Origin of the sequence: Bradyrhizobium sp. Arg816 (assembly GCF_029989365.1) — a bacterium.
In the GTDB taxonomy this organism is placed as follows: Bacteria; Pseudomonadota; Alphaproteobacteria; order Rhizobiales; family Xanthobacteraceae; genus Bradyrhizobium.
The window spans coordinates 62282-88982 of the sequence record NZ_JAPRAQ010000011.1 but is presented as its reverse complement, the minus strand read 5'-3'; the positions used below and the strand labels follow the sequence as shown (position 1 = coordinate 88982).

The following is a 26701-nucleotide window of genomic DNA, read 5'->3' as shown; positions in this document are numbered from 1 at the left end:
CTTCTGGGTTGGAGTAGGCACGTCAGAAACGAAGAAGCGCCCGCAAGGGGCGCTTTGATCAGGCGCTGGCGACTTTCTTGTCGACTTCGGACGCGACCGAGAATTCTTTCCGCAACGTCGGCTTGTGGATCTTGCCGGTGGCGTTGCGCGGCAGCGCATCGACGAAGCGCACCTGTTGCGGGCATTTGAAGCGCGCGAGATTGGCCGCGCAGTGCGCAAAGACATCCGCCTCGGTCAACCGCTGACCGGGCTTGGCCGCGACGATGGCGAGCCCCACTTCGCCCCATTGCGGATCGGGAATGCCGATCACGGCGGCCTCAGCGATCGCGGTGAGCTGATGCAGGACGTTCTCGACCTCGGCCGGATAGACGTTCTCGCCGCCCGAGATGTACATGTCCTTCCAGCGGTCGACGATATAGTAGAAGCCTTCCTCGTCGACACGCGTCGCATCGCCGGTGTGCAGCCAGCCGTCGGTGAAGGACGTCTTGTTCGCCTCCGGCCTGTTCCAGTAGCCCGGCGTAATGTTCGGGCCCTTGACCCAGAGCTCGCCGAGCTCACCGATAGCGGCGTCGCTGCCATCAGGGCGCACGATGCGGACTTCCGTGTGCAGCACCGGCTTGCCGGCCGAACCCGCCTTGCGTGCTGCATCCTCGCGATCGAGCACCAGCACGGCCGGCGAGGTCTCGGTCATGCCGTAGCCCTGCTGGAGCGCGACCCCGCGTGCCTCCCACACTTTGAGCAGCGGCACCGGCATCGGCGCGCCGCCGACACCGCAGACGATCAGCCGCGTCAGGTCGGTGGTCGCGAAGGCAGGATGCTGCGCCATGAACTGGTAGATCGCGGGCACGCCGAAGAAGACGTTGATGCCCTGCGCGGGATCGTTGATCAGGCCGAGCGCCGTGCCGGGATCGAAGGCGCGCATGATCATCACGGTGCCGCCGGCATGCAGCACCGGGTTGGTGTAGCAATTGAGCCCGCCGGTGTGGAACAGCGGCAGTACGGTCAGCAGCACGGAGGCCGGCCCGATGCAGGCGGGGCCGCCGAGATTGACGCAATTCCAGAACGTCATGCCATGGGTGATGGTCGCGCCCTTGGGATGGTCCGTGGTGCCCGACGTGTACATGATGGTCGAGACGTCATCGAGCGTGACCTCCTCGGCGCGGGCGAGCGGCTTGGCGGACGCGATGCCGGCCTCATAGCTGCCGCCGGGGCCGAGCAGCAGGCTGGTCGCGACGTTGCAGAGTTTCGCGACGCTCAGCGCGGTCTCGGCCAGATCAGTGTCGTGGATCATCACCTTCGGCGCGCAATCGCCGGTGATGAACTGGAGCTCGGGAACGGTGAGGCGGGTGTTCAGCGGCACGAAGACGGCGCCGAGCCGCCCGCAGGCGAATTGCACCTCCAGCGTATCGGTCGTGTTCAGCGCCAGCACCGCGACGCGGTCGCCGCGCGACACCTTGAGCACGTCACGGAAAAATCCGGCCAGGCGCGCGACGCGGGCCTCGAGCTGCGAATAGGTGAAGCGGCGCGCGCTCGCGAGGTCGATCACCGCGACCTTATCGGGCGAGCGGCGGCCGTGATGGACGATCCAGTCGTAATAACGAACGGCCAAAAATCCCTCCCTCGGCGGTCTTGTGCCGCCTGCGTCCCTATTGCCGGCACCATGCCCGGCGTGGCCCTGGGGCCAGCCGGAGTTTGTGTGCCACGTCTTTTTTTGACCCGGAGTTGGCCTGCGAGGGGCGAAAATCGTCTTGCGTTGAGTTGCTAGGCCTTAGGCTGCGTGGAGCGGTTCCCCCGGTCAGCCACTCTGCGCAAGTGAACGGCAAATGTTCCGGCCATGGTGGACAACACGAATCCGCCAGCAGGGCGAGACGACGATGAAGAGCCCGTTCTATACCGCCGAGCATGACGCCTTCCGCGAGGTGATGCGCCGCTTTGTCGAGAAGGAGATCACGCCCTTTGCCCATGAATGGGACGAGGCCGGCGAATTTCCCCGCATGCTCTATCGCAAGGCGGCCGAGATTGGCCTGTTGGGGCTCGGATTCCCCGAGGAATATGGCGGGATCGCTGCCGACCAGTTCATGAAGATCGTCGCCAGCCAGGAATTGGCGCGCGCCGGGGCGGGCGGGGTCAGCGCCAGTCTGATGAGCCATACCATCGGCTCGCCGCCGATCGCGCGGGCGGCACGACCCGAGATCAAGGCGCGCGTGCTGCCGCAAGTGCTGTCGGGCGAGAAGATCTCCGCGTTGGCGATTACCGAGCCGGGTGGCGGCTCCGACGTCGCGAACCTTCGCACCAGGGCGCGGCGCGATGGCGATCACTACGTCGTGACCGGCGAGAAGACCTTTATCACCTCAGGGATGCGCGCCGACTATCTGACCGTTGCGGTGCGTACAGGCGGCGAGGGCGCCGGCGGCGTCAGCCTGCTCCTGGTCGAGGGCGACACGCCCGGCCTGTCCAGGACAAAACTGAAGAAGATGGGCTGGTGGGCCTCCGACACCGCAACGCTGCATTTCGACGACTGCCGCGTGCCGGTCGAAAATCTGATCGGCGAGGAGGGGCAGGGCTTCAAGATCATCATGCGGAATTTCAACAGCGAGCGCATGGGCATGGCGGCCGGCTGCACCGCCTTCGCGCGGGTCTGCCTCGACGAAGCCATCGCCTATGCCAAGGAACGCAAGACCTTCGGCAAGCCGCTCGCCCAGCACCAGGTCATCCGTCACAAGATCGTCGACATGGCGCAGAAGGTCGCGGCTTCGCAAGCGATGCTCGAAATGCTGGCCTGGCGGCTGGAGCAGGGCGAGAGCCCGGTCGCCGAAATCTGCATGATGAAGAACCAGGCGACGCAGACCATGGCGTTCTGCGCCTCGGAAGCCGTGCAGATCTTCGGCGGGGCCGGCTTCATGCGCGGCATCAAGGCCGAGCGCATCTATCGCGAGGTCAAGGTCAACGCCATCGGCGGCGGCACCGAGGAGATCATGAAGGATCTGGCGTCGCGGCAGATGGGGTTGTGACCTCACCGTCATTCCGGGGCGCGCGTAGCGCGAGCCCGGAATCCATTGTGCCGCAGATGTCGTAGAGGAATGGATTCCGGGTTGATCGCTGCGCGATGCCCCCGGAATGACGAAGGGAAAGAGATGCTATTCACCGCCGACCACGACGAGATCCGCCGCTCCTTACAAAAATTCATCGCCAACGAGATCAACCCTCATGTCGATGACTGGGAGAAGGCTGACATCTTCCCGGCGCATGAGCTGTTCAAGAAGATGGGCAGCCTCGGCTTCCTCGGGTTGATCAAGCCGGTCGCGTTCGGCGGCTCGGGCCTCGACTATTCCTACGCCCTGATGATGGCGGAGGAGCTGGGCGCCATCACCTGCGGCGGCGTGCCGATGGCAATCGGGGTGCAGACCGACATGGCGACGCCGGCGTTGGCGCGGTTCGGCTCGGACGAGGTGCGGCGTGAATTTCTCAGCCCCTCGATATCGGGCGATTACGTCGCCTGCATCGGCGTCTCCGAGCCCGGCGCCGGCTCCGACGTCGCCTCGATCAAGACCAATGCGCGCTCGGACGGCGATGACTACGTCATCAATGGCGGCAAGATGTGGATCACCAACGGCACCCAGGCCGATTGGATCTGCCTGCTTGCCAACACCGGCGATGGGCCGGTTCACCGCAACAAGTCGCTGATCTGCGTGCCCATGAGGAGCAAGGGCGTCACGGTGGCACGAAAGCTCGACAAGATGGGCATGCGCTCCTCGGACACCGCGCAGATCTTTTTCGACAATGTCCGCGTGCCCAAGCGCAACCGGATCGGCGAGGAGGGCAAGGGCTTTACCTACCAGATGATCCAGTTCCAGGAGGAACGGCTCTGGGGCGCGGCGGCCTGCCTGAAGGCGCATGAATACATCATCGATCAGACCATCGAGTACACGCGTAACCGCCAAGCCTTCGGGAAGTCGATCCTCGACAACCAGGTCGTGCACTTCAAGCTCGCGGAGATGCAGACCGAAGTCGAGTTGTTGCGCGCGCTGATCTATCGCGCCGCCGAGCAACTCGTGGCCGGCGAGGACGTGACCAAGCTTGCGACCATGGCCAAGCTGAAAGCCGGCCGGCTCGGGCGCGAGCTCACCGACGCCTGCTTGCAATATTGGGGCGGAATGGGCTTTACCAACGAGACGCCGGTCAGCCGGGCCTATCGCGACAGCCGGTTGACGTCGATCGGCGGCGGTGCCGACGAGGTCATGCTGATGGTCTTGTGCAAGATGATGGGTACGCTGCCCGGCAGTAAAGGTATTTCCTGATGATCACGCTCTATCACTGCGACGCCGCGCGCTCGTTCCGTCCGCTCTGGATGCTGGAGGAGATGGGGCTTCCTTACGAACTGAAGATGCTGCCGTTCCCGCCGCGGGTCTTCGCCAAGGAGTATCTCGCGCTCAATCCGCTCGGCACGATCCCCTTCCTAATCGACGGCGAGACCAAGATGACCGAGTCCTCCGGCATCTGCCACTATCTCGGTATCAAGCACGGGCCGACGCCGTTGATGGTCGGACCCGAAGATCCCGCCTATGGCGCGTTCCTGAACTGGATGTATTTCAGCGATGCCACGTTGACCTTCCCGCAGACGCTGGTGCTCCGATACACCCAGCTCGAGCCGGAAGAGCGCCGCAATCCGCAGGTCGCCGGGGACTATGCGAAATGGTTCCTGGGGCGCCTGCGCGCGGTCGAGGCGGCGACGGCCAATGCCGAAACATTGTGCGCAGGGCGTTTCACCGCCGCTGATATTGTCATCGGCTACGCGCTCCGGCTCGCCAACAACGTCGGCCTCGCCAAGGATTTCGGGCCAAATGTCGCAGCCTATTGGGCGCGGCTGCAGCAGCGCGACGGATTCAAGCGCGCGGTTGCTGCGGAACAGAAGGCCGCCGTCGAGCAGAATGTTGCGGCGCGCGTGAGGGGGTAAGGGACGCCGTCATTCCGGGGTGATGCGAAGCGCCGAACCCGGAATCTCGAGGTTCCGGGACCGGTCCGGCGGACCGCCCCGGAACGATAACGCATGTTTCCATGACAGCGCTATCGCGCCGTGACAGCGCCCAAATTTCCGCTAAGGTGACCTCCGTCCGCAGCGGCCAAAGAGCCGCGCGAGGAGGATCCCAATGGAAGATAACGGTCGCGAATCCGACCATCTGATGCTGATCACGCCGGAGCGGGTATTCTATGCCGGCCTGCTCGGCCGTCCCCGCAAGCGCACCCCCGGCTGCTGCCACGTCTATGTCGCGGTGAAGGGCAGCCTGCATCTGACGATCGACGACGTTCTCGCCACCGGCGAGCTGTTCGTGACCCTGCCGAACCAGCGGCATTCCATCGCCAGCGACTACCGCACTGCAATCAGCGTGACGCTCGAGCCGGAAAGCATGCCGGACGGCGTGATCGAGGCCCTGGCCGCGCGGCTGACCGGACCTGACCGGGCCGTCTATGCCCGCAAGATCCTCGCCGCCTACGCCCTGCTGCGCCAGCGCCGCTATGGCGACATCACCACCGCTGAATTCGACGAGATGTGCTTTGGCGAGGCGTTGCCGCGTCGCGTGCTCGATCCGCGCGTGATGCGCGCCGTCGCCCGCATCGGCCGCTTCTCCGGCGAGCCGGTGACGGCGGATACTTGCGCGGCGGAAGCGGGGCTCTCGGCCTCGCGCTTCCTCCATCTGTTCAAGGAGGAGACCGGCATCTCGTTCCGCTCCTTCCGCGCCTGGAAGCGCGCGCGGCATTTGCTGCACTTCGCCAACCAGGACCTCAATCTCGCCCACCTCGCGCAGGACATCGGCTATCCCGACTCGACCCATTTCAGCCATTCGATCCGCCGCTTCTATGGATTGAAGCCGCGCGCGATCTTCGTCGGCTCGCGCGACCTCGCGATCTACCGCAGCACCGAGACGGTGCGGCTCGCGGAGGCGAGCTAGCGTCGCTTCCGTAGGGTGGGCAAAGGCGCTCTTGCGCCGTGCCCACCACCTCTCAGCAATTGGCAAAGTTGGTGGGCACGCTGCGCTTTGCCCACCCTACGATCTCTTGCCCTTTCTTCAGCTTCTCCGCGCAAGAAGCCGCATGCCCGCGCGTCACATGATCACAAGCGTTGAATTCTCAACGTGCGAGACATTTTTGGCATGAGCGACAAGGCCGTCATCACCTGCGCGCTGAACGGCGTGCTCACCGACCCGAAGCAGCACAACGTGCCTGTGACGCCCGAGCAGATGGCGCGCGAAGCCAAGGCTGCGTTCGATGCCGGCGCCAGCATCATGCACATCCATCTGCGCCAGCAGGCGCCGGACAAGGGACATCTGCCGTCCTGGGACGTGAGCGTCAGCAAGGAGATTCAGCAGGCCATCCGCGAGGCCTGCCCCGGCGTCATCATCAATCACACCTCGGGCGTCTCGGGGCCGAACTACAGCGGCGCGCTCGATTGCATCCGCGAGACCAGGCCGGAGATCGCGGCCTGCAACGCCGGCTCGCTGAACTATCTGAAGGTGAAAGCCGACAACACCTGGGCCTGGCCGCCGATGATGTTCGACAACGCGGTCGAGAAGGTGAAGGACTATCTCGACGTCATGAACGCGGTCGGGACCATCCCCGAGTTCGAATGTTTCGACGTCGGCATCGTCCGCTGCGTCGGCATGTACCACCAGGTCGGCATGTACAAAGGTCCGCTCGAATATAATTTCGTGATGGGCGTTGCTTCCGGCATGCCGTCCGATCCTGATCTGCTGCCGATTCTGATCAAGCTGAAGCGCCCCGAGGCGCATTTTCAGGTCACGGCGATCGGCCGCGAAGAGATCTGGCCACTGCACCAGCGCTGCGCCGAACTCGGCGGCCATCTCCGCACCGGCCTGGAGGACGCCTTCTATCTCGCCGACGGCAAGAAGGTGACGTCGAATGGTCAACTGATCGAAGCGATCGCCGCCTGTGCCCGCCGTGCGGGCCGCGAGATCGCAAGCCCCGCCGAGGCGCGGAAGATCTTTGGGACGAACAGGTAAGGTATCGCCTCACCCGTCATTGCGAGCGAAGCGAAGCAATCCAGTATCTTTCCGTTGAAGCAATCTGGATTGCTTCGTCGCTTCGCTCCTCGCAATGACGAGCAGGATAGAATTATGTCCATTCTCGAAAACACCATTTCCCCCGGTAGCGCCGCCTACCACGCCAATCGTGACGGCATGCTCGGTCTCATCGACCGCATGCGGGCGCTGGAAGAGCGCACGCGTAGCGCATCGGCGGCGGCAAAGGATCGCTTCCACAAGCGCGGCCAGCTGCTGCCGCGCGAACGCGTCGCGCTGGTGCTTGATCCCGGCGCGCCCTTCATCGAGCTGTCGACGCTCGCCGGCTACATGTTCGACGTATCCGATGCGAACAAGAGCGTGCCCGGCGGCGGCGTCATCGCCGGCATCGGCTTCGTCTCCGGCATCCGTTGCATGGTCAGTGCCAATGACGCCGGCATCGATGCGGGCGCACTCCAGCCATACGGCCTCGACAAGACGCTGCGCGTGCAGGAGCTCGCGCTGGAGAACAAGCTGCCTTACGTCCAGCTCGTCGAAAGCGCCGGCGCCAATTTGCTACGCTATCGCGTCGAGGATTTTGTCCGCGGCGGCAATATCTTTCGCAATCTCGCGCGGCTCTCGGCGGCCGGCCTCCCGGTCGTCACCGTCACGCACGGCTCGTCCACCGCCGGCGGCGCCTACCAGACCGGCCTGTCCGATTACATCGTCATGGTCCGCGGCCGCACCCGCGCCTTCCTCGCCGGGCCGCCGCTGCTGAAGGCCGCCACAGGCGAGATCGCGACCGAGGAAGAGCTTGGCGGTGCCGAGATGCACACCCAGGTCTCCGGCCTCGGCGATTATCTCGCGGAGGACGACCGCGATGCGCTGCGCATTGCGCGCGAGATCATGGCGGCGCTGGAATGGGAGCGGCCAGGCCGAGCGGCTTCACAGTTCAAACCGCCGCGCTACGACCAGGACGAACTGCTCGGCATCATGCCGATGGACCACAAGCGCACCGTCGACATGAAGCAGGTGATCGCGCGCATCGTCGACGATTCCGACTTCACCGAGATGGCGCCCAATTACGGCCCCGCCACCGTCTGCGGCCATGCCCGCATCGAAGGGCAGGCGATCGGCATCATCACCAACAACGGCCCGCTTGATCCCGCCGGCGCCAACAAGGCGACGCACTTCATCCAGGCCTGCTGCCAGACCCGCACGCCGCTGCTCTATCTCAACAACACCACCGGCTACATGGTAGGCCGAGCCTATGAAGAAGCCGGCATGATCAAGCACGGCTCGAAGATGATCCAGGCTGTCACGTCGGCGACGGTGCCGCAGATCACCATCTATTGCGGCGCCTCGTTCGGCGCCGGCAATTACGGCATGTGCGGGCGCGGCTTCCATCCGCGCTTCTGCTTCTCCTGGCCCAACGCCAAGACCGCCGTGATGGGCGGCGAGCAGGCCGCTGAGACGATGGCGATCGTGACCGAGGCCGCCGCCGCGCGCCGCGGCAAGCTGGTCGAGAAGGAAAAGCTCGACGCGATGAAGGCGCAGATCATCGGCGTGTTCGATGGCCAGATGGACGTGTTCTCGACCAGCGCACGCGTGCTCGACGACGGTGTGATCGACCCGCGCGATACCCGCGGAGTGCTCTCCGAGGTGCTCGCGATCTGCCGCGAGGGCGACGCGCGCACGCCCCAGCGCATGCAATTCTCGGTGGCCCGCCCATGAGGAACGGATCAGTGCAGCACCGGCCGTTCTTCAGGGTTTTGGTCGCCAATCGCGGCGAGATCGCACTGCGCGTGATGCGTAGCGCGCGGCAGCTCGGCCTCGGCGTCGTTGCGGTCTATTCGGATGCCGATCGCGATGCGCTTCATGTCCGGCAGGCCGACCAGGCCGTGCGCATCGGCGAAGCCCTGCCGGCGCAATCCTATCTCAACATTCCCGCGATCATCGCCGCGGCCAAGGTGAGCGGCGCGGATGCCGTGCATCCCGGCTACGGCTTTCTCGCCGAGAACGAGGACTTTGCGCAGGCCTGCAAGGAGGCGGGCCTCGTCTTCATCGGCCCCTCGCCGCAGGCGATCGAGGCGATGGGTAACAAGGCCGGCGCCAAGGAGATCATGAAGAAGGCCGGCGTGCCCTGCGTGCCCGGCTATCAGGGCGCCGACCAAAGCGACGAGGTCATGCTCGCGGAAGCCAGGAAGATCGGCTTCCCCGTGATGATCAAGGCGGTTGCCGGCGGCGGCGGACGCGGCATGCGGCTCGTCACCGATGCCGCGTCCTTCCCCGATGCGCTGCGCAGTGCGCGGTCGGAGGCAAACGCCGCCTTTGGCGATCCGACCGTTATCCTCGAGCGAGCGATCCAGAACCCGCGGCACATCGAAATCCAGGTGTTCGGCGATAGCCACGGCAACGCCATCCATCTCGGCGAGCGCGACTGCTCGGTGCAGCGGCGACATCAGAAGCTGATCGAGGAGGCACCATCGCCGGCGGTCACGCCCGCGTTGCGCGCGAAAATGGGTGAGGTCGCTGTCGCCGCGGTCAAGGCGCTGCGCTACGAGGGCGCCGGCACGCTGGAATTCCTGCTCGACGCCAGCGATGAGTTCTACTTCATGGAGATGAACACGCGTCTCCAGGTCGAGCATCCCGTGACCGAAGCCATCACCGGGCTCGATCTGGTCGAGCTGCAATTGCGCGTCGCGCGCGGCGAGCCATTGCCGGTGAAGCAGCAGGACATCAAGTTCTCAGGCCACGCCATTGAGGTGCGGCTGTGCTCGGAAGATGCCGCGCAGGATTTCATGCCGCAGTCCGGTCGCATGGCGCGCTGGCAGGTGCCTGACAGCATCCGCGTCGAGCACGCGCTGCAATCGGGCGCGGAGATCCCGCCGTTCTACGATTCCATGATCGCCAAGGTGATCAGCCATGGCGCGACACGGGAGGAGGCGAGGGGGCGGCTGATCGTCGGCCTGGAGCAACTCACTGCTTTTGGCGTGACCAGCAATCAGGCGTTCCTGATGTCCTGCCTGCGCCACCCCGGATTTGCCAGGGGCGAGGCGACGACGGCCTTCATCGGCGCACATCGCGACGAACTGTTGGCGCCGCCGGTGAATGCTGCATTCGACACGGCGCTGGCGGGCCTGCTGCTCTATGTCACCAATCCGCGCGCGCCGTTATGGCAAGCCGGCCGGAGCCTGGCGGCAACATTCCCGCTGCCGGCGAAAGTCGAGATCGCCGGCCACACTCACGAGCTCGAAATCACGCGTGAGCGTGATGGCGGCTACATCGTCGCCGCCGACGGCCGTCAGGACAAGTTCGAGATCGACCAGCTCGATCCCGACGCCATCCGCTTCCGCCACGACGGCGTGATGGACAGCGCAAGATTCCTGCGCGATGGCGACCGGCTCTACCTCCAGCATCGCGGCATCCCGCTTGCGGTCACCGATCTCACCCTCGCCGCACCGAAGGCGGCTGCGAGCAATGGCGGAGATGGCAAAGTCCGCGCCGCCATGAACGGCCGCGTCGTCGCCGTGCTGGTCAAGCCCGGCGACCGCGTCACCGCCGGTCAACCGGTGATGACCTTGGAAGCAATGAAGATGGAGCACGTCCACAAGGCCGGCATCGACGGCGTGGTCGCCGCGATCGACGTCGCTGAAGGTGAGCAGGTCACCACGGGCAGGATCGTCGTGGAGATCGCGACGGGGTAGCGCCGCGAACGCGGTCTCGTAGTGTGGGCAAAGGCGCGGAGCGCCGTGCCCACCACCATCCGGTCGGTATACCTGCACGGTGGGCACGCGTCGCTTTGCCCACCCTACGACACTGCACTCGAGCGTCCCAATAAATCCAAATATTCCAATATGATATTGCCTGCTTGATCTCGCTCACGATTTTTATTGAACATTGTTCAATTCCAGGCTACTAATACTGAGCGATGTCAAATCATGTGGAGGCCTGCATGTTGCGCGCAAATCACCACGCCCGAGAGACCGATGCCCTACTGCCGTCAGTGTCCCGCCGGTTCTCGTTCGCCGCGCCGCAAGTTCGCGAAAAATATCTGATCGGCGCACTCTTCGTCCTGACGCTCGTGGCGCTCCTCGCGCCGGCGCTGCCCGCATCCACCTGGCACATCCCGCATTTCGTCGACACTCGCATGTGGCTGGGCGTGCCCAACGCCGGCGACGTGCTGAGCAATCTTGCCTTCCTGGCGATGGGCGCCTGGGGCTTGCTGCGCCTGCGTGCCCACCCTGATGCGCCCGCGGGTGCAGGTTGCCTCTTCGTGGGTCTGATCCTCACGTGCATAGGATCGTGCGTCTATCATCTGGATCCCGAAGCGCCGCAGCGGCTGGTGGCCGATCGTCTCGGCATGGCGGTGGCGTTCGCGGGCTTTTTGGGCATTGCGGCCAGCGAGCGCGTCAGCGTGCGTGCCGGTCAGGCGGTGGTCGTGTTGGTGACAGTCGCAGGCCTGCTCGCGGCCTGGGTCGCATACGCGAACCTCACGCCATGGGTGGTCGTGCAGTTCGGCGGCATGGCGCTCGCTTTGGGGCTGGCGATGACTCGGCCCCGGCCCGGCGCACTTGGCGTGTCGCTCGGCGGCGTGATCTTCTTTTACGTGCTGGCCAAGCTTTTCGAGCTCGGCGATGCGACCATTTTCGAAGCGACAGGCCACATTGTCTCGGGCCACACGCTCAAGCATCTGGCCGCCGCGCTGGCGGCCTGGCCGGTGATCCGGGCGTTGAGGCCTACTGACCCCGCCCCGTCCCCCCGTTGAGCAAACACGCCACCTGGTGCCCATCGCCGGCATCCACCAGCGCCGGCCGCTCCGTCTTGCACCGCTCGATCGCAAACCGGCAGCGGGTGTGAAACGCGCAGCCAGATGGCGGATTGACCGGGCTCGGCACGTCGCCATCCACCAGCGGCGCGAGCTTCTTGGCAAACGGGTTCGCAACCGGCACTGACGCGAGCAGGGCCTGCGTGTAGGGATGGCGCGGATTGCGGAATAGCTCGTCCTTGTCGGCGATCTCGACGATGCGGCCGAGATACATCACGGCGACGCGATGGCTGATATGGGCGACCACGGCGAGGTCATGCGCGATGAAGAGATAGGAGAAGCCGTGCTGCTTTTGCAGGTCGATCAGGAGATTGATCACCTGCGCCTGGATCGAGACGTCGAGCGCGGAGACCGGTTCGTCGCAGACGATCAGGCGTGGCCCGAGTGCCAGCGCGCGTGCGATGCAGATGCGCTGGCGCTGGCCACCGGAAAATTGATGCGGGAAGTTGCGCATCTGATCAGGCCGCAGGCCCACCTGCTCGAACAGTTTTGCGGTACGCGCTTCCAGCTCCTTGCCGCTTGCGAGCCCGTGAACGGCGAGCGGCTCGCCGACGATGTCGCCGGCGGTCATGCGCGGATTGAGCGAAGCAAAGGGATCCTGGAACACGATCTGCATCGAGCGGCGATGCGGTCGTAGCGCGGTCTTGGAGAGACGGGTGATGTCCTCTCCGTCAAGGCGGATCTGGCCCGAAGTCGGCTCGACCAGCCGCAGCACACTGCGCGCCACCGTCGACTTGCCGCAGCCGGATTCGCCGACAAGGCCGAGCGTCTCGCCGGTATGAACCGAGAACGAGACGCCGTCGACCGCATGCACGGTGCCGACCTGCCGCCGTAACACGCCGGCGCGCACCGGATAGTGCTTCTTGAGATCGGTGACTTCGAGCAGCGCCTCGGTCATGCCACCTCCGCCACTTCCGCCGCGCGCCAGCACGCCGCGAGATGGCCGCCGCCCCAATCCGCGAGCGGCGGATATTCGGCCTCGCAACGCTTGATCGCGAGCTTGCAGCGCGGCGCGAAGGCGCAGCCTTTCGGCAACCGCACCAGCGACGGCACGGTGCCGGGAATTTCGTTCAGCCGAGCCTGCGCCGGCATGCCGGACGCCGGCACCGCCGGGATCGAGGCCATCAGCCCGCGCGTATAGGGATGCTTTGGCGCCGCGAACAGCGCTTCCACCGTTGCCTCCTCCACCTTTTTCCCCGCATACATCACGATCACCCGCTGCGCGGTCTGCGCGACGACGCCGAGATCATGCGTGATCAGCACGAGGCCGGTGCCGAGCTCCTTCTGAAGGTCGAGGATCAGCGCCAGGATCTGCGCCTGGATGGTGACGTCGAGCGCGGTGGTCGGCTCGTCCGCGATCAGCAGCGCTGGCCTGCAGGCGAGCGCCATCGCGATCATCGCGCGCTGGCGCATGCCGCCGGAAAGCTGATGCGGATATTCCCGCGCCCGCCGCGCCGGCTCGGGGATGCGCACCAGCCGCAGCATCTCGACCGCGATGTCCCGGGCTTCTCTGGCCGGCATCGCCCGGTGCAACCGCACCGCCTCGACGATCTGGTCGCCGATCCGCATCACCGGATTGAGTGAGGTCATCGGCTCCTGGAAGATCATGGAGATGCGATTGCCCCTGACGGCGCGCATCTCGGCTTCATCCAGCGCCAGCAGCTCGGTGCCTTCGAGCGTGACCGATCCGCCGATGATGCGGCCGGGCGGATCGGGCACCAGCCGCATCAGGGACAGCGCGGTGACGCTCTTGCCGCAGCCGGATTCGCCGACGATCGCCAGCGTCTCGCCGCGCCTCACGGTGAAGGAGACATCGTCGACGGCTTTGAACAGGCCGGAGTTCGTGAAGAACACCGTCTTCAGGTTCTTCACATCGAGCACGAGATCGGATTTGTCTGCCATCAGCCGCGCTGCCGGGGATCGAGGATGTCGCGCAGGGCGTCGCCGAACAGATTGGCGCCGAACACGGCGAGGCTGATCGCGATGCCGGGGAAGATCACCAGCCACGGCGCGGTGCGGACATATTCGGCGGCGGATTCCGAGAGCATGCGGCCCCAGGACGGATAGGGCTCGGGAATGCCGAGGCCGAGGAAGGATAGGGAAGCCTCGGTGAGGATGGTCGAGCCGAGCTGCGCGGTCGCGAGCACGATCAGCGGCGCCAGCGTGTTCGGCAGCACGTGGCGCAGCGCGATCCGCACCTCGCTCATGCCGATCGACTTGGCGGCCTCGACAAAGGGCAGTTCGCGTAGCGCCAGCGTGTTGGCGCGAATGACGCGCGACACGGTCGGGATCAGCGGAATGGCGATGGCGATGATGACGTTCGGCAGGGACGGACCGAGCGCCGCCGTCATGATCAAGGCCAGGACCAGCAGTGGAAGCGCTTGAAGGATGTCGGAGACGCGCTGGAACACGAGATCGACCCAGCCCGAGAGATAGCCGGAAGTGAGGCCAACGATGACGCCGATCGTGCCGCCAAGTGCCGTCGAGCCGATGCCGACGGCCAGAGAGATCCGCGCGCCGTGGATGATGCGGCTGAACACGTCGCGGCCGAAGGAATCCGTGCCCATCCAGTGCGTCGCGCTCGGCCGCGCCAGCGCACGGGCGGCGTCGATGGTCAGGGGATCGTAGCGCGCGATGAAGTCGGCAAAGATCGCCGTGAACACGAACAGCGTCATGATGATCAGTCCGGCCGCGCCCAGCACATGCCGCTGCGCCAAATACAGCACGCGCCGCCAACCGCCAGTCGCATGTGCGCCGGCCCGCCTCAGTTCGAGATCATAGTCAATCGCGGTCAAGCTGATCTCCTAATCCGTATACCGGATGCGCGGATCGAACACCGCGTAGAGCATGTCGACGATGAAGTTCGCGCTCACCACCACGACCGCAATCAGCATCACGAGGTTCTGCACGATCGGGTAGTCGCGCCAGCGGATCGCCTCGACCAGGAAGCGTGCGACGCCGGGGATGTTGAACACGGTCTCGGTCACGATCAGGCCGCCGATCAGGAACGCGGCCTCGATGCCGATCACGGTGATGACGGGCAGGATCGCGTTCTTCAGCGCGTGATGATAGTTCACGGCCGCATCGGACGCCCCCTTGGCACGCGCGGTGCGGATATAGTCCTGCCGCAGCACCTCGAGCATCGAGGATCGGGTGATGCGCATGGTCAGCGCCGCGCTGCGGAAGCCGACGGCGGCGGCCGGCACGGCGTAGGTTGCGAATGCCTCCAGCCAGGTCTGCGGATTGGGATTGAAGATCGGCATCTGGTTGAACATCGCCACAGACGCCGTGAGGATCAGCAGGCCGAGCCAGAACGAGGGCAGCGACAATCCGCTGAGGCTGACGACGCGCAACGCGTAATCGAGCCGTGTGCCCTGCTTCACCGCGCTGATGACGCCGAGCGGAATGCCGATCGACGCCGAGAACAACAGCGCCAGCCCGGCAAGCCGCGCGGTGATCGGGATCCGCGGCAGGATCTCCTGAAGCGCGGGCTTCTCCGAAACATAGGAGTAGCCGAAATCGCCGCGCAGAAAGCCGCTGATCCAGTGCCAGTACTGCACGACCAGCGGCTGGTCGATGCCGAGCTCCTTCTCCAGATTGGCCTTGTCGGCGGGATCGACATAGCCGGCCGCGGCAAACAGGATGTCGACGATGTTGCCGGGCACGATGCGCAGCAGGAAGAAGATGACGACCGAGATCCCGAACAGGGTCACGAGCATCAGGAACAGGCGCCGCACCAGATAGGCAAACATGCATCGCCTCCTGTCGAAACCGTCCGCCTGCGCTACTTGTCCATCCAGACGTCCTCGTAGCGATACCCGTTATAGGAGCTGTTCGACATCACCGTTACGCCCTTGACATAGGGCTGCCAGCAGGAGCCGGTGCGCGCGTGGAAGATGATCGGGCGGGCGACGTCCTCCTGCAGCTTCTTGTCGATGTCCCACACCAGCTTCTTGCGCTTGTTGACGTCGGTCTCCTGCGATTGCACGTCGAACAGCTTTTCGATCTCCTTGTTGCAGTAATTGGTGTAGTTGCGCTCGGAGCCGCAGGAATAGTTCTCGTAGAACGACTGGTCGGGATCGTCGACGGCGTTGCCGGTCAGGTTGAGCCCGAGCATGTAGTCCTTGCGTGCGATCTTCGGGAACCAGTTCGCGGTCTCGACCACGTCGAGCTCGCCGTCGATATAGATGCTTTTGAGCTGGTCGATCAGGATCACCGCGGGATCGCGATAGACCGGGATGTTGCGGGTCGAGACCTTGACGGCGAGATGCTTGTCCGGCCCGTAGCCGGCCTTCTGCATCAGCTTCCTGGCTTCCTCGCGGTTGGCGTTCACATCGGGGCCGTAACCGGGAATGCTCTCGAGCATCTCCTTAGGCATGCCCCACAGCCCGTTCGGTGGCGGCAGCATGGTGCCGCCGACATCGCCCTGGCCCTCGAACATGATCGAGATGAACGCCTTGCGGTCGAGCGACAGCGCCATGGCGCGGCGGATGTCGATATTGTCGAACGGCGGCGCAGACGAGTTGACGATGATGTTGGTGGCGACATTGTTGGGCTCGACCACGCAGACCGCGTTCGGCGCCTGCGATTTGACGTCCTTCAACAGCGGAATGCTCACTTCGGTCGGGAACGCCATGTCGAACTTGCCCGCGACGAAGGCGAGGATCGCGGTCGAACGGTTCGGGATGATGGTGAACTCGATGCCGTCGAGATAGGGCCGCCCCTCGCGCCAATAATCGGGATTGCGGGTCAGCTTGATCGATTCATTGGCCTTGAACTCGACGAATTTGAACGGGCCGGTGCCGATCGGGTGCGTGCGCATGTCGCCGGGCGAGACGTGGCAGGGATAGACCGGCGTGTAGCCCGAGGCGAGCAGGGCCAGCAGCGACGGCTGCGGCCGCTTCAAGTTGAAGGAAACTTCGAGGTCACCGTTGGTGGAGACGTCGTTGACCTGTTCGTACCAGGTCTTGCGCGGATTCTGCCGGAACTTCTGCTGCGACTTGCCCATCAACATGTCGAAGGTGCATTTGACGTCCGCGGAGGTGAACGGCTTGCCGTCATGCCATTTCACGCCCGGGTGCAGCTTGAAGGTCAGCGTCTTGTTGTCGTTGACCCAGGCCCAGCTATCGGCGAGTTCCGGAATGATGTTGTCCATCCTGTTCTGCGCCTCGTCCTGCTTGTAGATGACGAGGTTGTTGAACACGGGCATGAAGGGAACATTGAGCGAGTAGGTCGCGCCTTCATGGATCGAGGCGTTGCCGGGGCTGTCGCGGTGGTACATCCGCAGGATTCCGCCCTGTTTGGGCCCGCCGGCGAGCGTGGTGGTCGAGGCCGTCAGCACAGATAGCGCCGCCACTGCGGCGAGCGCCCACACGCTCCGCATGCTCATCCTCCCTGGACATTCGTCTTTTGGGCCTTTGCGGCCTGTTTGTCAGACGATAGCGACGCGCGTGCAGCGAGGCAACCGGCAAGGCCGCTCGCCGCCTCGACAATTCGGATGACGGAAGGCCGCAGGCGTTCACACTCTCTTCATGTGAGAGTGCAGGTGCGAAGGGATGGTTCCTGTGCGCGCAGCTGCCTCAACAAACTTCGCCGTCGTCCCGGACAAGCGAAGCGCAGATCCGGGATCCATAACCACAGGAAGTCGTTTGATGATGACTCGGAGTTACCTGCTCGCGCGACGACTCCCGCCGGTGGTTATGGGTCCCGGGTTCGCGACTTCGTCGCGCCCCGGGACGACAGTGGGGCTCACACGATCCTTGACGTCTTGTTCCCCCAATAGCGGTCCCGCAGCAGCCGCTTGTACAGCTTGCCCGTCGGCAGCCGCGGCAGTTCCTTCTCGAAATCGACCGAGCGCGGCACCTTCTGCCGCGACAGCGATTGGCCGCAGAAGGCGATCAGTTCTTCGGCGAGCGCCTCGCCCGGCACGACGCCGGGCATCGGCTGCACCACCGCCTTCACCTCTTCGCCGAGATCGGGATTGGGCACGCCGAACACCGCGGCATCGGCGACCTTCGGGTGGGTGATCAGCAGGTTCTCGCATTCCTGCGGATAGATGTTCACCCCGCCGGAGATGATCATGAAGGTCGCGCGGTCGGTCAAATAGAGGAAACGATCCTCGTCGACATAGCCGACGTCGCCGACCGTGCTCATGCTGCCGTCGGCCGAGCGCGCCTCCCTGGTCTTCTCGGGGTCGTTGAAATATTCGAACGACGATGCCGTCTTGAACCAGACCTGGCCCGGCGTGCCGATCGGGCACGCCCTCATGTTCTCGTCGAGGATGTGGAGGTCGCCGAGCAGCACCTTGCCGACGGTGCCGCGGTGGCTAAGCCATTCCTCGCTGTTGCAGGCGGTGAAGCCGAGGCCTTCGGTCGCGCCGTAATATTCGTGGATGATCGGCCCCCACCATTTGATGATGTCGTCCTTGACCAATGCCGGGCAGGGCGCTGCGGCGTGGATCGCAATCTCCAGCGACGACAGGTCGTAGCGGTCGCGCACCTCCTCCGGCAGCTTCAGCATGCGCGAGAACATCGTCGGCACCAGCTGAGTGTGGGTGATACCCCATTGCTGGACGAGCTGGAGATAACGTTCGGGATCGAACGTCTCCTTGATGATCACGGTGCCGCCCATGCGGATCGTGAGGTTCACCGCGGCTTGCGGCGCGGAGTGATAGAGCGGGGCAGGCGAGAGATAGACCATGCCCTCGCGGTAGTGCCAAAGTTTTGTCAGGAAATCGAACAGCGGCAGATTGTGCTTTGGCGGTTCCTCCGGCAGCGGGCGCAGGATGCCTTTCGGCCGTCCGGTCGTGCCGGATGAATAGAGCATGGCGGTGCCGAGCCATTCATCGGCGATCGGAGCCTCGGGCAGGTCGGCGGTCACCTCGGCGAGGCCGACGATGCGGTCGCTCTCGCCGGGGCCGTCGGCGACGATGCAGAGCTTGATGTCCGGACAGGCCTTGATCGCCTCGCGGGCGATGTCGAGTTTCGCAACGGAGGTGATCAGGATTTTCGACTGGCTGTTGACGAGGAGATAGGCGAGCTCGCCCGGCGTCAGGAACGAGTTGATGCAGGTGTAGTACAGCCCGGAGCGCTCGCCCGCACCGCAGGCTTCGAGGTAGCGCGAATTGTTCTCCATGAAGATCGAATAATGGTCGAGCCGCTTCAAGCCGTGCTTGCGAAACAGTTGCGCAAGGCGGTTGCTGCGCGCATCGAGCTCGCGATAGGCGACGGCCTCGCCGGTCGCAGCCATGATGAAGGCGGGCTGGAGCGGGCGTAGACGGGCATGCTGACCTGGATACATCAGTCCTCCGGCTTGAAATTATGCGGCGAGAAGCAGGATTTCGCGAATGTCGGCGGGGCCGTCGATCTTGCGCGGGTTGCGCGGGATCCAGTTCGTGCGCATCGCCTGTTCGGCAATGGCGTCGAAATGCTCGGGCGAGACGCGGACGTCGGCGAGGCTGCGCGGCATGCCGAGCGAGCGGATGAAGGCATCGAGCACGTCGCCGGCGTTGTGGCCGGGAAAACCCATCGCGGCGGCGACGATCATCTGGCGCTCGGCGTTGTCGCGCGCATTCCAGCGCATCACCGCCGGCAGCATGATGCAGGAGGTGTAGCCGTGCGGCACGTCGAAGGCCGCTCCCAGCACATAGCCAATGCCGTGGCTCGCGCCCATCGGCACGCCGGCGGCGAGCGCGCCCATCGACAGCCAGGTGCCGATCTGCGCATCCATGCGGGCGTCGAGGTCGGCAGGGTCGGCCTTCACCCGCGGCAGCGCGTCGGCGAGCATGGCAAGGCCCTTCACCGACTGCGCATCGGCATAAGGGTGCGTCTCGCGCGAGCAGATCGCCTCGACGCAATGGTCGACGGCGCGGATGCCGGTCGAGAGAAACAGCCATTCCGGCGTGTGCACGGTGATGGCGGGATCGAGGATGGTCGCGCGCGGCACCGTGAGCGGATGCCGCAGCATCTGCTTCACATGCGCGCCGCGGTCGGTGACGCCGGCGATCGCGCTGAACTCGCCGCCGGCGATCGTGGTAGGCACGCTGACCTGCCGCACGTCAGGGGCGGTCATCTCGGGCGCGACGCCCTTGTGGACGCGGATGCGCTCGATGCCGTCGACGTCGTCGATGCCGTTCGCAAGGCAGAGCTGCACCGCCTTGGCGCCGTCGGTGATCGAGCCGCCGCCCACGGTGACGATCAGGTCGGCGTTCACTTCGCGCGCCGCATTGGTCGCCGCGATCACCGCCTCGCGCGGTGTGTGCGCCGGCATGGCGTCGAACAGGCCGGCGCAACGCGCGCCGAGCGCGTCTTTGATCTTCGTGATTTCGTCGGTCTGCCGGTTCAGCGTGCCCGAGACCATCAGGAAGGCGCGGCGCGTTCCCAGCCGGTCCATCTGCGCAACGACGGCCTCGGCCGCGGGATGGCCGAACACGACCTCCTCGATCGCGCCGTAAACGACACGTCCCTGGTGCACGCCTGTCCTCCCAGGACAATTCGGCTTTGTTTTTCTACGAGCAATCTAGCCGAGCGGACGGTGTCCGTCATGTGCGAAGACGCTGGCGGCCTTCTTATCCTCCCCTGGAGGGGGAGGGTCGATCGCGCGTAGCGCGAGCGGGGTGGGGTGATCTCTCAACACGGGCACTGCTCAACGCGGAGAGACCATCACCCCACCCCGTCTCACATTTCGCTTGCGCTCCATGTGAGCCGACCCACGGGCGAGGTACGCTCGTCCCGGACCCCTCCAGGGGAGGGTGGTGAGCGTGCGCCTTGATCGCCAAGCTTGCGCACCGACGCGCATCAGCGGCCGCTTGCCATCATCACTCTTCCTGTCAACCCGCCATCAGGCCAGGGCATTCTTCGAAGCATTGCGCGTGCATCGGTCTTGAAGAGTTCATCATTGCCAACCATCTTGTGGCGCCCGCGGGTAGAGGCGTACCCTGCGTTTTTCGGCGGCTCTTATGCGAGGACCTGGGATGACTGGACCGGACGGAAGCGAGCAGTTTGTCAAAAAGCACGATTTCGTTCGGACCCGGCCCTGCGCAATGCCTTATGCAATTGCCGGCCTTCTCGCAGCGGCGTTCGCGCTCGCCGGTTGTGGGCAGCCCGCCACGCAAGCGTCGGCGCCACCGCCCGCGCCGGTGACCGTCGCCCAGCCGGTCAAGCGCACCGTCACCGATTGGGACGAGTTCACCGGCCGCTTCGAGGCGGTCGAGGAGGTGCAGGTGCGCCCCCGTGTCGGCGGCTTCGTCAACTCTGTCGAGTTCCAGGACGGCGCGATCGTGCATCAGGGCGACCTGCTCTACGTCATTGACCCGCGCCCGTTCGAGGCGGTGGCCGAGCAGGCGGACGGCCAGTTGTCCGACGCGCGTGCCAAGGTGGAGCTTGCCAAGCGCGAGCTCGACCGTGGTCTGAACCTGGTCCAGACCAGCGCGGTCTCAGAGCAGGCCGTTGACCAGCGCCGCCAGGCCCTGCAGGCGGCGCATGCCGCGGAGACGCAGGCCGCAGGCGCGCTGAAGGCTGCCCGGCTCAATATCGAGTTCACCCATGTGACCGCGCCGCTCACCGGCCGCGTCAGTCGCCATCTCGTCAGCCCCGGCAATCTCGTGCAGGGCAGCGATACCGGCACCTCGACATTGCTCACCTCGATCGTCGCGCTCGATCCGATCTACGTCTATTTCGACATGGATGAGGCGACCTTCATCAAATACAGCAAGCTGTGGTTCGAAGGCCGCCGTCCGAGCTCGCGCGACACCGCGAACCCGGTGCAGGTGACGCTCGCCGGCGAGACCAAGCCGTCGCATGAGGGCACCATCAACTTCCTGGACAACCGCCTCGATGTCTCAACCGGCACGCTGCGCAGCCGCGCCGTGATCAAGAACACCGATCTCTCGATCCTGCCCGGCCAGTTCGGCCGCGTCCGGCTGATCGGCAGCGCGCCCTATGAGGCGCTGCTGATTCCCGACGTCGCGGTCGCGACCGACCAGTCCCGCAAGATCGTGTTCGTCGTGAAGCCGGACGACACCGTCGAGGCGCGCCCCGTGGTGCTCGGTCCGCTCGATGAGGGCCTGCGCGTGATCCGCGAGGGGCTGAAGGCGGAGGACCGCGTCATCGTCAACGGCATCCAGCGCGCCCGCGTCGGCGCCAAGGTCGCTCCGTCTCCCGCGCCAGCCGGCGGCAAGCCCGGTGACAAGTCATGAACCTTGGCCGTCTCTCCATCAACCAGCCCATCCTGGCGATGGTGCTGTCGATCGTGCTGCTGATCGTCGGCGCGCTCGCCTATACCACGCTGCCGGTCTCCGAATATCCGCAAGTGGTGCCGCCGACCGTCGTCGTCACCACGCAATACCCCGGCGCCTCGGCGCAGACCGTGTCCGACACCGTCGCAGCTCCGATCGAGCAGCAGATCAACGGCGTCGAGGACATGCTGTATCTCTACAGCCAGGCGACCTCGAACGGGCAATTGACGATCACCGTCACCTTCAAGCTCGGGACCGACCTCGACAAGGCGCAGGTGCTGGTGCAGAACCGCGTCGCGATCGCACAGCCACAACTGCCGGACGAAGTGCAGCGCAACGGCGTCGTCACGCGCAAGAACTCGCCCGACATCCTGATGGTCGTGTTCATGCTGTCGCCGGACGATACGTTCGACCAGCTCTACATCTCGAATTACGCGCTGCTCCAGGTCCGTGACCAGCTGCTGCGGATCGACGGCGTCGGCGATATCCAGATCTTCGGCGCACGCGACTATTCGATGCGGCTCTGGCTCGATCCCGACCGTATCGCCAATCTCGGCCTGACCTCGACCGAGGTGCTGGCCGCGATCCGTGCCCAGAACGTCCAGATCGCGGGCGGCCAGATCGCCGAACCGCCGATCGCCGACCGCGCCTTCCAGCCAAACCTCGTTTTCACCGGGCGCTTGAAGGACCAGAAGCAGTTCGAGGACATCCTGATCAAGGCCGGCTCCGACGGCCGCACGGTGCGGCTGCGCGACGTCGCGCGCATCGAGCTTGGTGCTCTCGCGTATTCCACCAACAGCTTCCTGTTGCGCAAGTCGGCGGTTGCCATGCTGGTGACGCAGCGGCCGGGATCGAATGCGCTCGCGACTGCGAAAAGTATTTCCGACACGATGACGAAGCTCAAGGAGAGCTTTCCGAAGGGCCTCGACTACAATATCGGTTACAACCCGACCGAGTTCATCGCGCAATCGGTCCACGAGCTGATCAAGACCATCTACGAGGCCATGCTGCTGGTGGTCATCGTGGTGCTGGTGTTCTTGCAGGGCTGGCGGCCGGCGATCATTCCCATCATTGCGATTCCGGTCTCGCTGGTCGGCACGTTTGCAGTGATGGCGGCGCTCGGCTTCTCCATCAACAACCTCACTTTGTTCGGCCTCGTGCTCGCCGTCGGCATCGTGGTCGACGACGCCATCGTCGTGGTCGAGAATGTCGAACGGCATCTCGAGCACGGTTTGAGCCGGCGCGATGCCGCGCTCAAGACCATGGAGGAGGTCGGCGGCGCGCTGGTCTCGATCGCGCTGGTGCTATGCGCGGTGTTCGTGCCGACCGCATTCATCGGCGGCATTTCCGGCCAGTTCTTCCAGCAATTCGCCGTCACGATCGCAGTTGCGACCGCGATCTCCTGCTTCTGCTCGCTGACGCTGTCGCCGGCACTGGCCTCGCTGATCCTCACGCCCCACGCAGAGAAGCGGCCACCTGCCGCGTGGAATCTGATCGCGCGTGGTTGGAACGGCTTCACTGGTGTGTTCAACCGCGTGTTTGACCGGCTCTCGCACGGCTACGCCGGCCTCGCCAATTTCGTGATCCGGCACGCCGTGGTGATGATCCTGATCTACGTTGTGTTGATCGGCAGCGCCGGCTGGCTGATCGCGACCACACCGCAGGGCTTCATTCCCGCGCAGGATCGCGGCTATGTCATCATCTCCGTCCAATTGCCCGGCGCCGCGTCGCTGGCGCGCACCACGGAAATTGTGCGTGAGATCGAGCGGATCTCGCTGGACACGCCCGGCATCGTCCGCGTCGCCGCTTTCGCCGGATTCTCGGGGGCCACGCGCACGCAGCAGGGCAACGCAGCGGCGCTGTTTCCGGTGTTCGACGAGCCCGAAGCGCGGCTGAAGAAGGGGCTGACGGCGAACGCCATCACGGCCGAGCTGCGCAAGCGGCTCGCCGTGCTCCAGGGCGCGTTCATCATCGTCATTCCGCCGCCGGCCGTGCCCGGCATCGGCACCGGCGGCGGCTTCACCATCCGCATTCAGGACCGCCAAGGCCGCGGGCCGGAGCTGCTCGCCGCGGCCACCGACGAGCTTGTCGCCGCGGCGCGCAAATCGCCCTTGCTGCTCGGCCCCACAGTGTTCTCGCCGTTCTCGGCCAACACCCCGCAGCTCTTCGTCGACATCGACCGGACCAAGGCGCAGAAGCTCGGGGTGCCGATCGCCAACATCAACGATACGATCCAGACCTATTTCGGATCGACCTATGTCAACGACTTCAACCTGTTCGGCCGCACCTATCACGTCACGGCGCAGGCGGACTTCCCGTTCCGGAAAGAACCAAGCGATCTCTCGCGCCTGCGTACGCGCAACGCCTCCGGCGACATGGTGATGCTCGGCAGCGTGGTCGAGTTCAAGGACGTCTCCGGTCCCGACCGTGTCGCGCGCTACAATCTCTATGCGGCATCAGAGCTCCAGGGCGAGCCAGCGCCGGGCGTCAGTTCGACCACGGCGCTCAACACCATCAAGAAGCTCGCGGACGATATCTTGCCGAGCGGCTTCACCTTCGAATGGACTGACCTCTCCTACCAGCAGGTCACCGGCGGCAATGCGGGCCTGCTCGTGTTCCCGATCTGCGTGCTGTTCGTCTATCTCGTGCTCGCCGCGCAATATGGCAGCTGGACGCTTCCATTCGCGGTGATCCTGATCGTGCCGATGTGCCTGTTGGCGGCCACGATCGGCGTGCGCATCATGGGGCAGGACGTCAACATCCTCACCCAGATCGGATTCGTCGTTCTGGTGGGGTTAGCTGCAAAGAACGCGATCCTGATCGTCGAGTTCGCACGCGACATCGAGAAAGAAGGCAAGCCGCGGCTGGAGGCCGTGATCGACGCCTGCCGCTTGCGCCTGCGGCCGATCCTGATGACGTCCTTCGCCTTCATCCTGGGCGTCTTGCCGCTGGTGATCTCGTCCGGCTCCGGCTCGGAGATGCGGCAAGCGGTCGGCGTCGCCGTGTTCTTCGGCATGATCGGCGTCACCCTGTTCGGCCTGCTGTTCACCCCGATCTTCTATGTGGTGGTGCGGAACCTGGCGGAGGGGCGGAACGAGGGGAAGAAGCCGGAGGTGGTGGCCCCCTAATTGTCGGTGGCGGCCGCCAGCGTATCCACACCCCCCGCTGTCGTCCCCGCGTCGGCGGGGACCCATACCCCCAGGAAGAAAGATGGGGCGAAGCTCGTAACCACGAGTCTTCGCCAAATCTCTCCCTGTGGTTATGGGTCCCGGGCTCGCGCTACGCGCGCCCCGGGACGACAGCTCGATTTGTCGCACCATCCTCCATACTAACGACCAACATGAAATGGATGGGCAGGCGCGGGGTTCTTCACTAGTATCCGCGCGATTTCAAAACAGAAAACTGCTGGGAGCCAACATATGAAATCAGCACTTTTGGCCGCTGTCGCAACGTCTGCTCTGTTGCTCGCTGCGCCGGCCTCCGCCCAAGGCGTCAAGATCGGCATTCTCAACGATCAGTCCGGCGTCTATGCCGACTACGGCGGCAAATACTCGGTCGAAGCCGCCAAGATGGCGATCGAGGATTTCGGCGGCGAAGTGCTTGGCCAGAAGATCGAGATGGTCACCGCCGATCACCAGAACAAGCCGGATCTCGCCACCTCGATCGCGCGGCGCTGGTACGACGTCGAGAACGTCGACATGATCACGGAGCTGACAACCTCCTCGGTCGCGCTCGCGATCCATGAGCTCTCCAAGGAAAAGAAGAAGATCGACATCGTCGTCGGCGCCGCGACCTCGCGCCTCACCGGCGATGCCTGCCAGCCCTACGGCTTCCACTGGGCCTATGACACCCGTGCGCTCGGCGTCGGCACCGGCGGCGCGCTGACGAAAGCGGGCGGCGACACCTGGTTCTTCCTCACGGCCGACTACGCCTTCGGCTATGCGCTGGAGAAGGACACCAGCGAGATCGTCACCGCCAATGGCGGCAAGGTGGCCGGCTCTGTCCGCGTGCCGCTCAATTCGTCGGACTTCTCCTCCTTCCTGCTCCAGGCGCAGAGCTCGAAGGCGAAGATCGTCGGCCTCGCCAATGCCGGCCTCGACACCACCAACTCGATCAAGCAGGCGGCCGAGTTCGGCATCGTCTCCGGCGGCCAGAAGCTTGCCGGCCTCCTGATGACGCTCGCCGAGGTGAATGGTCTCGGCTTGCAGGCCGCGCAAGGCCTGGTGCTGACCGAGGGCTATTACTGGGACCTCAACGACCGCACCCGCCATTTCGGCGAACGCTTCTTCAAGCGCACCAGCCGGATGCCGAACATGATCCAGGCCGGCACCTATTCGGCGACGCTGAGCTATCTCAAGGCGGTCAAGGCCGCCGGCACCAAGGACCCTGACGCGGTCGCCAAGAAGCTGAAGGAGCTGCCGGTCGACGACGACTTTGCGCAGGGCGGCAAGGTGCTCGAGAACGGCCGCATGGTCCACGACATGTATCTGTTCGAGGTCAAGAAGCCGTCGGAATCGAAGAAGCCGTGGGACTATTACAAGCTGCTCGCAACCGTCCCCGGCGACAAGGCGTTCTTCGCCGCCAAGGACAGCGGCTGCCCGCTGACGAAGTGAGGCTCTCGTGTCC

The 26701-nt window shown here is 64.8% G+C and carries 19 protein-coding genes; 11 read left to right on the top strand and 8 right to left on the bottom strand.

The genetic code is table 11. The features are described 5' to 3' along the window. Positions 1-58: 58 nt before the first annotated feature. Positions 59-1609, bottom strand: coding sequence for a long-chain fatty acid--CoA ligase (locus OWC48_RS25830; RefSeq protein WP_282522490.1), 1551 nt, complete (start codon positions 1607-1609; stop codon positions 59-61). Between the two features lie 265 nt (positions 1610-1874). Here OWC48_RS25830 and OWC48_RS25825 point away from each other — a divergent pair, with 265 nt between their 5' ends. The 8 genes from OWC48_RS25825 to OWC48_RS25790 all read left to right on the top strand — a co-directional run bounded on the left by OWC48_RS25825 (position 1875) and on the right by OWC48_RS25790 (position 11781). Continuing rightward, a complete protein-coding gene (locus OWC48_RS25825; protein WP_282522489.1) occupies positions 1875-3011 on the top strand; it encodes an acyl-CoA dehydrogenase family protein in 1137 nt (378 codons plus the stop codon). A gap of 123 nt (positions 3012-3134) precedes the next feature. Continuing rightward, positions 3135-4298: an acyl-CoA dehydrogenase family protein gene (locus OWC48_RS25820; protein WP_282522488.1), complete on the top strand. Its 1164-nt coding sequence runs from the start codon at positions 3135-3137 to the stop codon at positions 4296-4298. Next, complete coding sequence (locus OWC48_RS25815; RefSeq protein ID WP_282522487.1) at positions 4298-4954, top strand: glutathione S-transferase family protein; 657 nt, start codon at positions 4298-4300, stop codon at positions 4952-4954. Before OWC48_RS25820 ends, OWC48_RS25815 begins: the two co-directional genes overlap by 1 nt. Before the next feature lie 193 nt (positions 4955-5147). Further along, positions 5148-5948 carry an AraC family transcriptional regulator gene (locus OWC48_RS25810; RefSeq protein WP_282522486.1) on the top strand — a complete coding sequence of 267 codons (801 nt, stop codon included), beginning with the start codon at positions 5148-5150 and terminating at the stop codon, positions 5946-5948. A 201-nt stretch (positions 5949-6149) separates the two neighbouring features. After that, entirely contained in the window at positions 6150-7016 is an 867-nt protein-coding gene (locus OWC48_RS25805; RefSeq protein WP_028155241.1) for a 3-keto-5-aminohexanoate cleavage protein, read from the top strand. 114 nt (positions 7017-7130) lie between these two features. Further along, positions 7131-8747 carry an acyl-CoA carboxylase subunit beta gene (locus OWC48_RS25800; RefSeq protein WP_282522485.1) on the top strand — a complete coding sequence of 539 codons (1617 nt, stop codon included), beginning with the start codon at positions 7131-7133 and terminating at the stop codon, positions 8745-8747. Beyond that, positions 8744-10720: an acetyl-CoA carboxylase biotin carboxylase subunit gene (locus OWC48_RS25795; protein WP_282522484.1), complete on the top strand. Its 1977-nt coding sequence runs from the start codon at positions 8744-8746 to the stop codon at positions 10718-10720. The genes OWC48_RS25800 and OWC48_RS25795 overlap by 4 nt, the downstream gene beginning before the upstream one ends. Positions 10721-10968: 248 nt before the next feature. Next, positions 10969-11781, top strand: a complete 813-nt coding sequence (locus tag OWC48_RS25790; protein WP_282522483.1) for a hypothetical protein — start codon at positions 10969-10971, stop codon at positions 11779-11781. Here OWC48_RS25790 and OWC48_RS25785 read toward each other — a convergent pair. The 7 genes from OWC48_RS25785 to OWC48_RS25755 form a co-directional block, all read right to left on the bottom strand. Then, positions 11753-12739: an ABC transporter ATP-binding protein gene (locus OWC48_RS25785; RefSeq protein WP_282522482.1), complete on the bottom strand. Its 987-nt coding sequence runs from the start codon at positions 12737-12739 to the stop codon at positions 11753-11755. The two genes, OWC48_RS25790 and OWC48_RS25785, sit on opposite strands and share 29 nt — an antisense overlap. Beyond that, on the bottom strand, positions 12736-13743 hold the full coding sequence (locus OWC48_RS25780; protein ID WP_282522481.1) for an ABC transporter ATP-binding protein: 1008 nt from the start codon (positions 13741-13743) through the stop codon (positions 12736-12738). Before OWC48_RS25780 ends, OWC48_RS25785 begins: the two co-directional genes overlap by 4 nt. Continuing rightward, entirely contained in the window at positions 13743-14636 is an 894-nt protein-coding gene (locus OWC48_RS25775; protein WP_282522480.1) for an ABC transporter permease, read from the bottom strand. The genes OWC48_RS25780 and OWC48_RS25775 overlap by 1 nt, the downstream gene beginning before the upstream one ends. A 9-nt stretch (positions 14637-14645) precedes the next feature. Further along, positions 14646-15593 carry an ABC transporter permease gene (locus tag OWC48_RS25770; protein WP_282522479.1) on the bottom strand — a complete coding sequence of 316 codons (948 nt, stop codon included), beginning with the start codon at positions 15591-15593 and terminating at the stop codon, positions 14646-14648. A gap of 32 nt (positions 15594-15625) precedes the next feature. After that, positions 15626-17224 (bottom strand): ABC transporter substrate-binding protein, encoded by a 1599-nt coding sequence (locus OWC48_RS25765; RefSeq protein WP_282522478.1) that lies wholly within the window; start codon positions 17222-17224, stop codon positions 15626-15628. A gap of 365 nt (positions 17225-17589) precedes the next feature. Then, positions 17590-19140: an AMP-binding protein gene (locus tag OWC48_RS25760; RefSeq protein WP_282522477.1), complete on the bottom strand. Its 1551-nt coding sequence runs from the start codon at positions 19138-19140 to the stop codon at positions 17590-17592. Between the two features lie 18 nt (positions 19141-19158). Next, positions 19159-20313 (bottom strand): iron-containing alcohol dehydrogenase, encoded by a 1155-nt coding sequence (locus OWC48_RS25755; RefSeq protein ID WP_282522476.1) that lies wholly within the window; start codon positions 20311-20313, stop codon positions 19159-19161. Positions 20314-20812: 499 nt separating this feature from the next. Here OWC48_RS25755 and OWC48_RS25750 point away from each other — a divergent pair, with 499 nt between their 5' ends. The 3 genes from OWC48_RS25750 to OWC48_RS25740 all read left to right on the top strand — a co-directional run bounded on the left by OWC48_RS25750 (position 20813) and on the right by OWC48_RS25740 (position 26688). After that, complete coding sequence (locus tag OWC48_RS25750; protein WP_282522475.1) at positions 20813-22036, top strand: efflux RND transporter periplasmic adaptor subunit; 1224 nt, start codon at positions 20813-20815, stop codon at positions 22034-22036. Further along, positions 22033-25203 (top strand): efflux RND transporter permease subunit, encoded by a 3171-nt coding sequence (locus OWC48_RS25745; protein ID WP_282522474.1) that lies wholly within the window; start codon positions 22033-22035, stop codon positions 25201-25203. The genes OWC48_RS25750 and OWC48_RS25745 overlap by 4 nt, the downstream gene beginning before the upstream one ends. Before the next feature lie 291 nt (positions 25204-25494). Beyond that, complete coding sequence (locus OWC48_RS25740; RefSeq protein WP_071909074.1) at positions 25495-26688, top strand: ABC transporter substrate-binding protein; 1194 nt, start codon at positions 25495-25497, stop codon at positions 26686-26688. Positions 26689-26701: the final 13 nt, after the last annotated feature.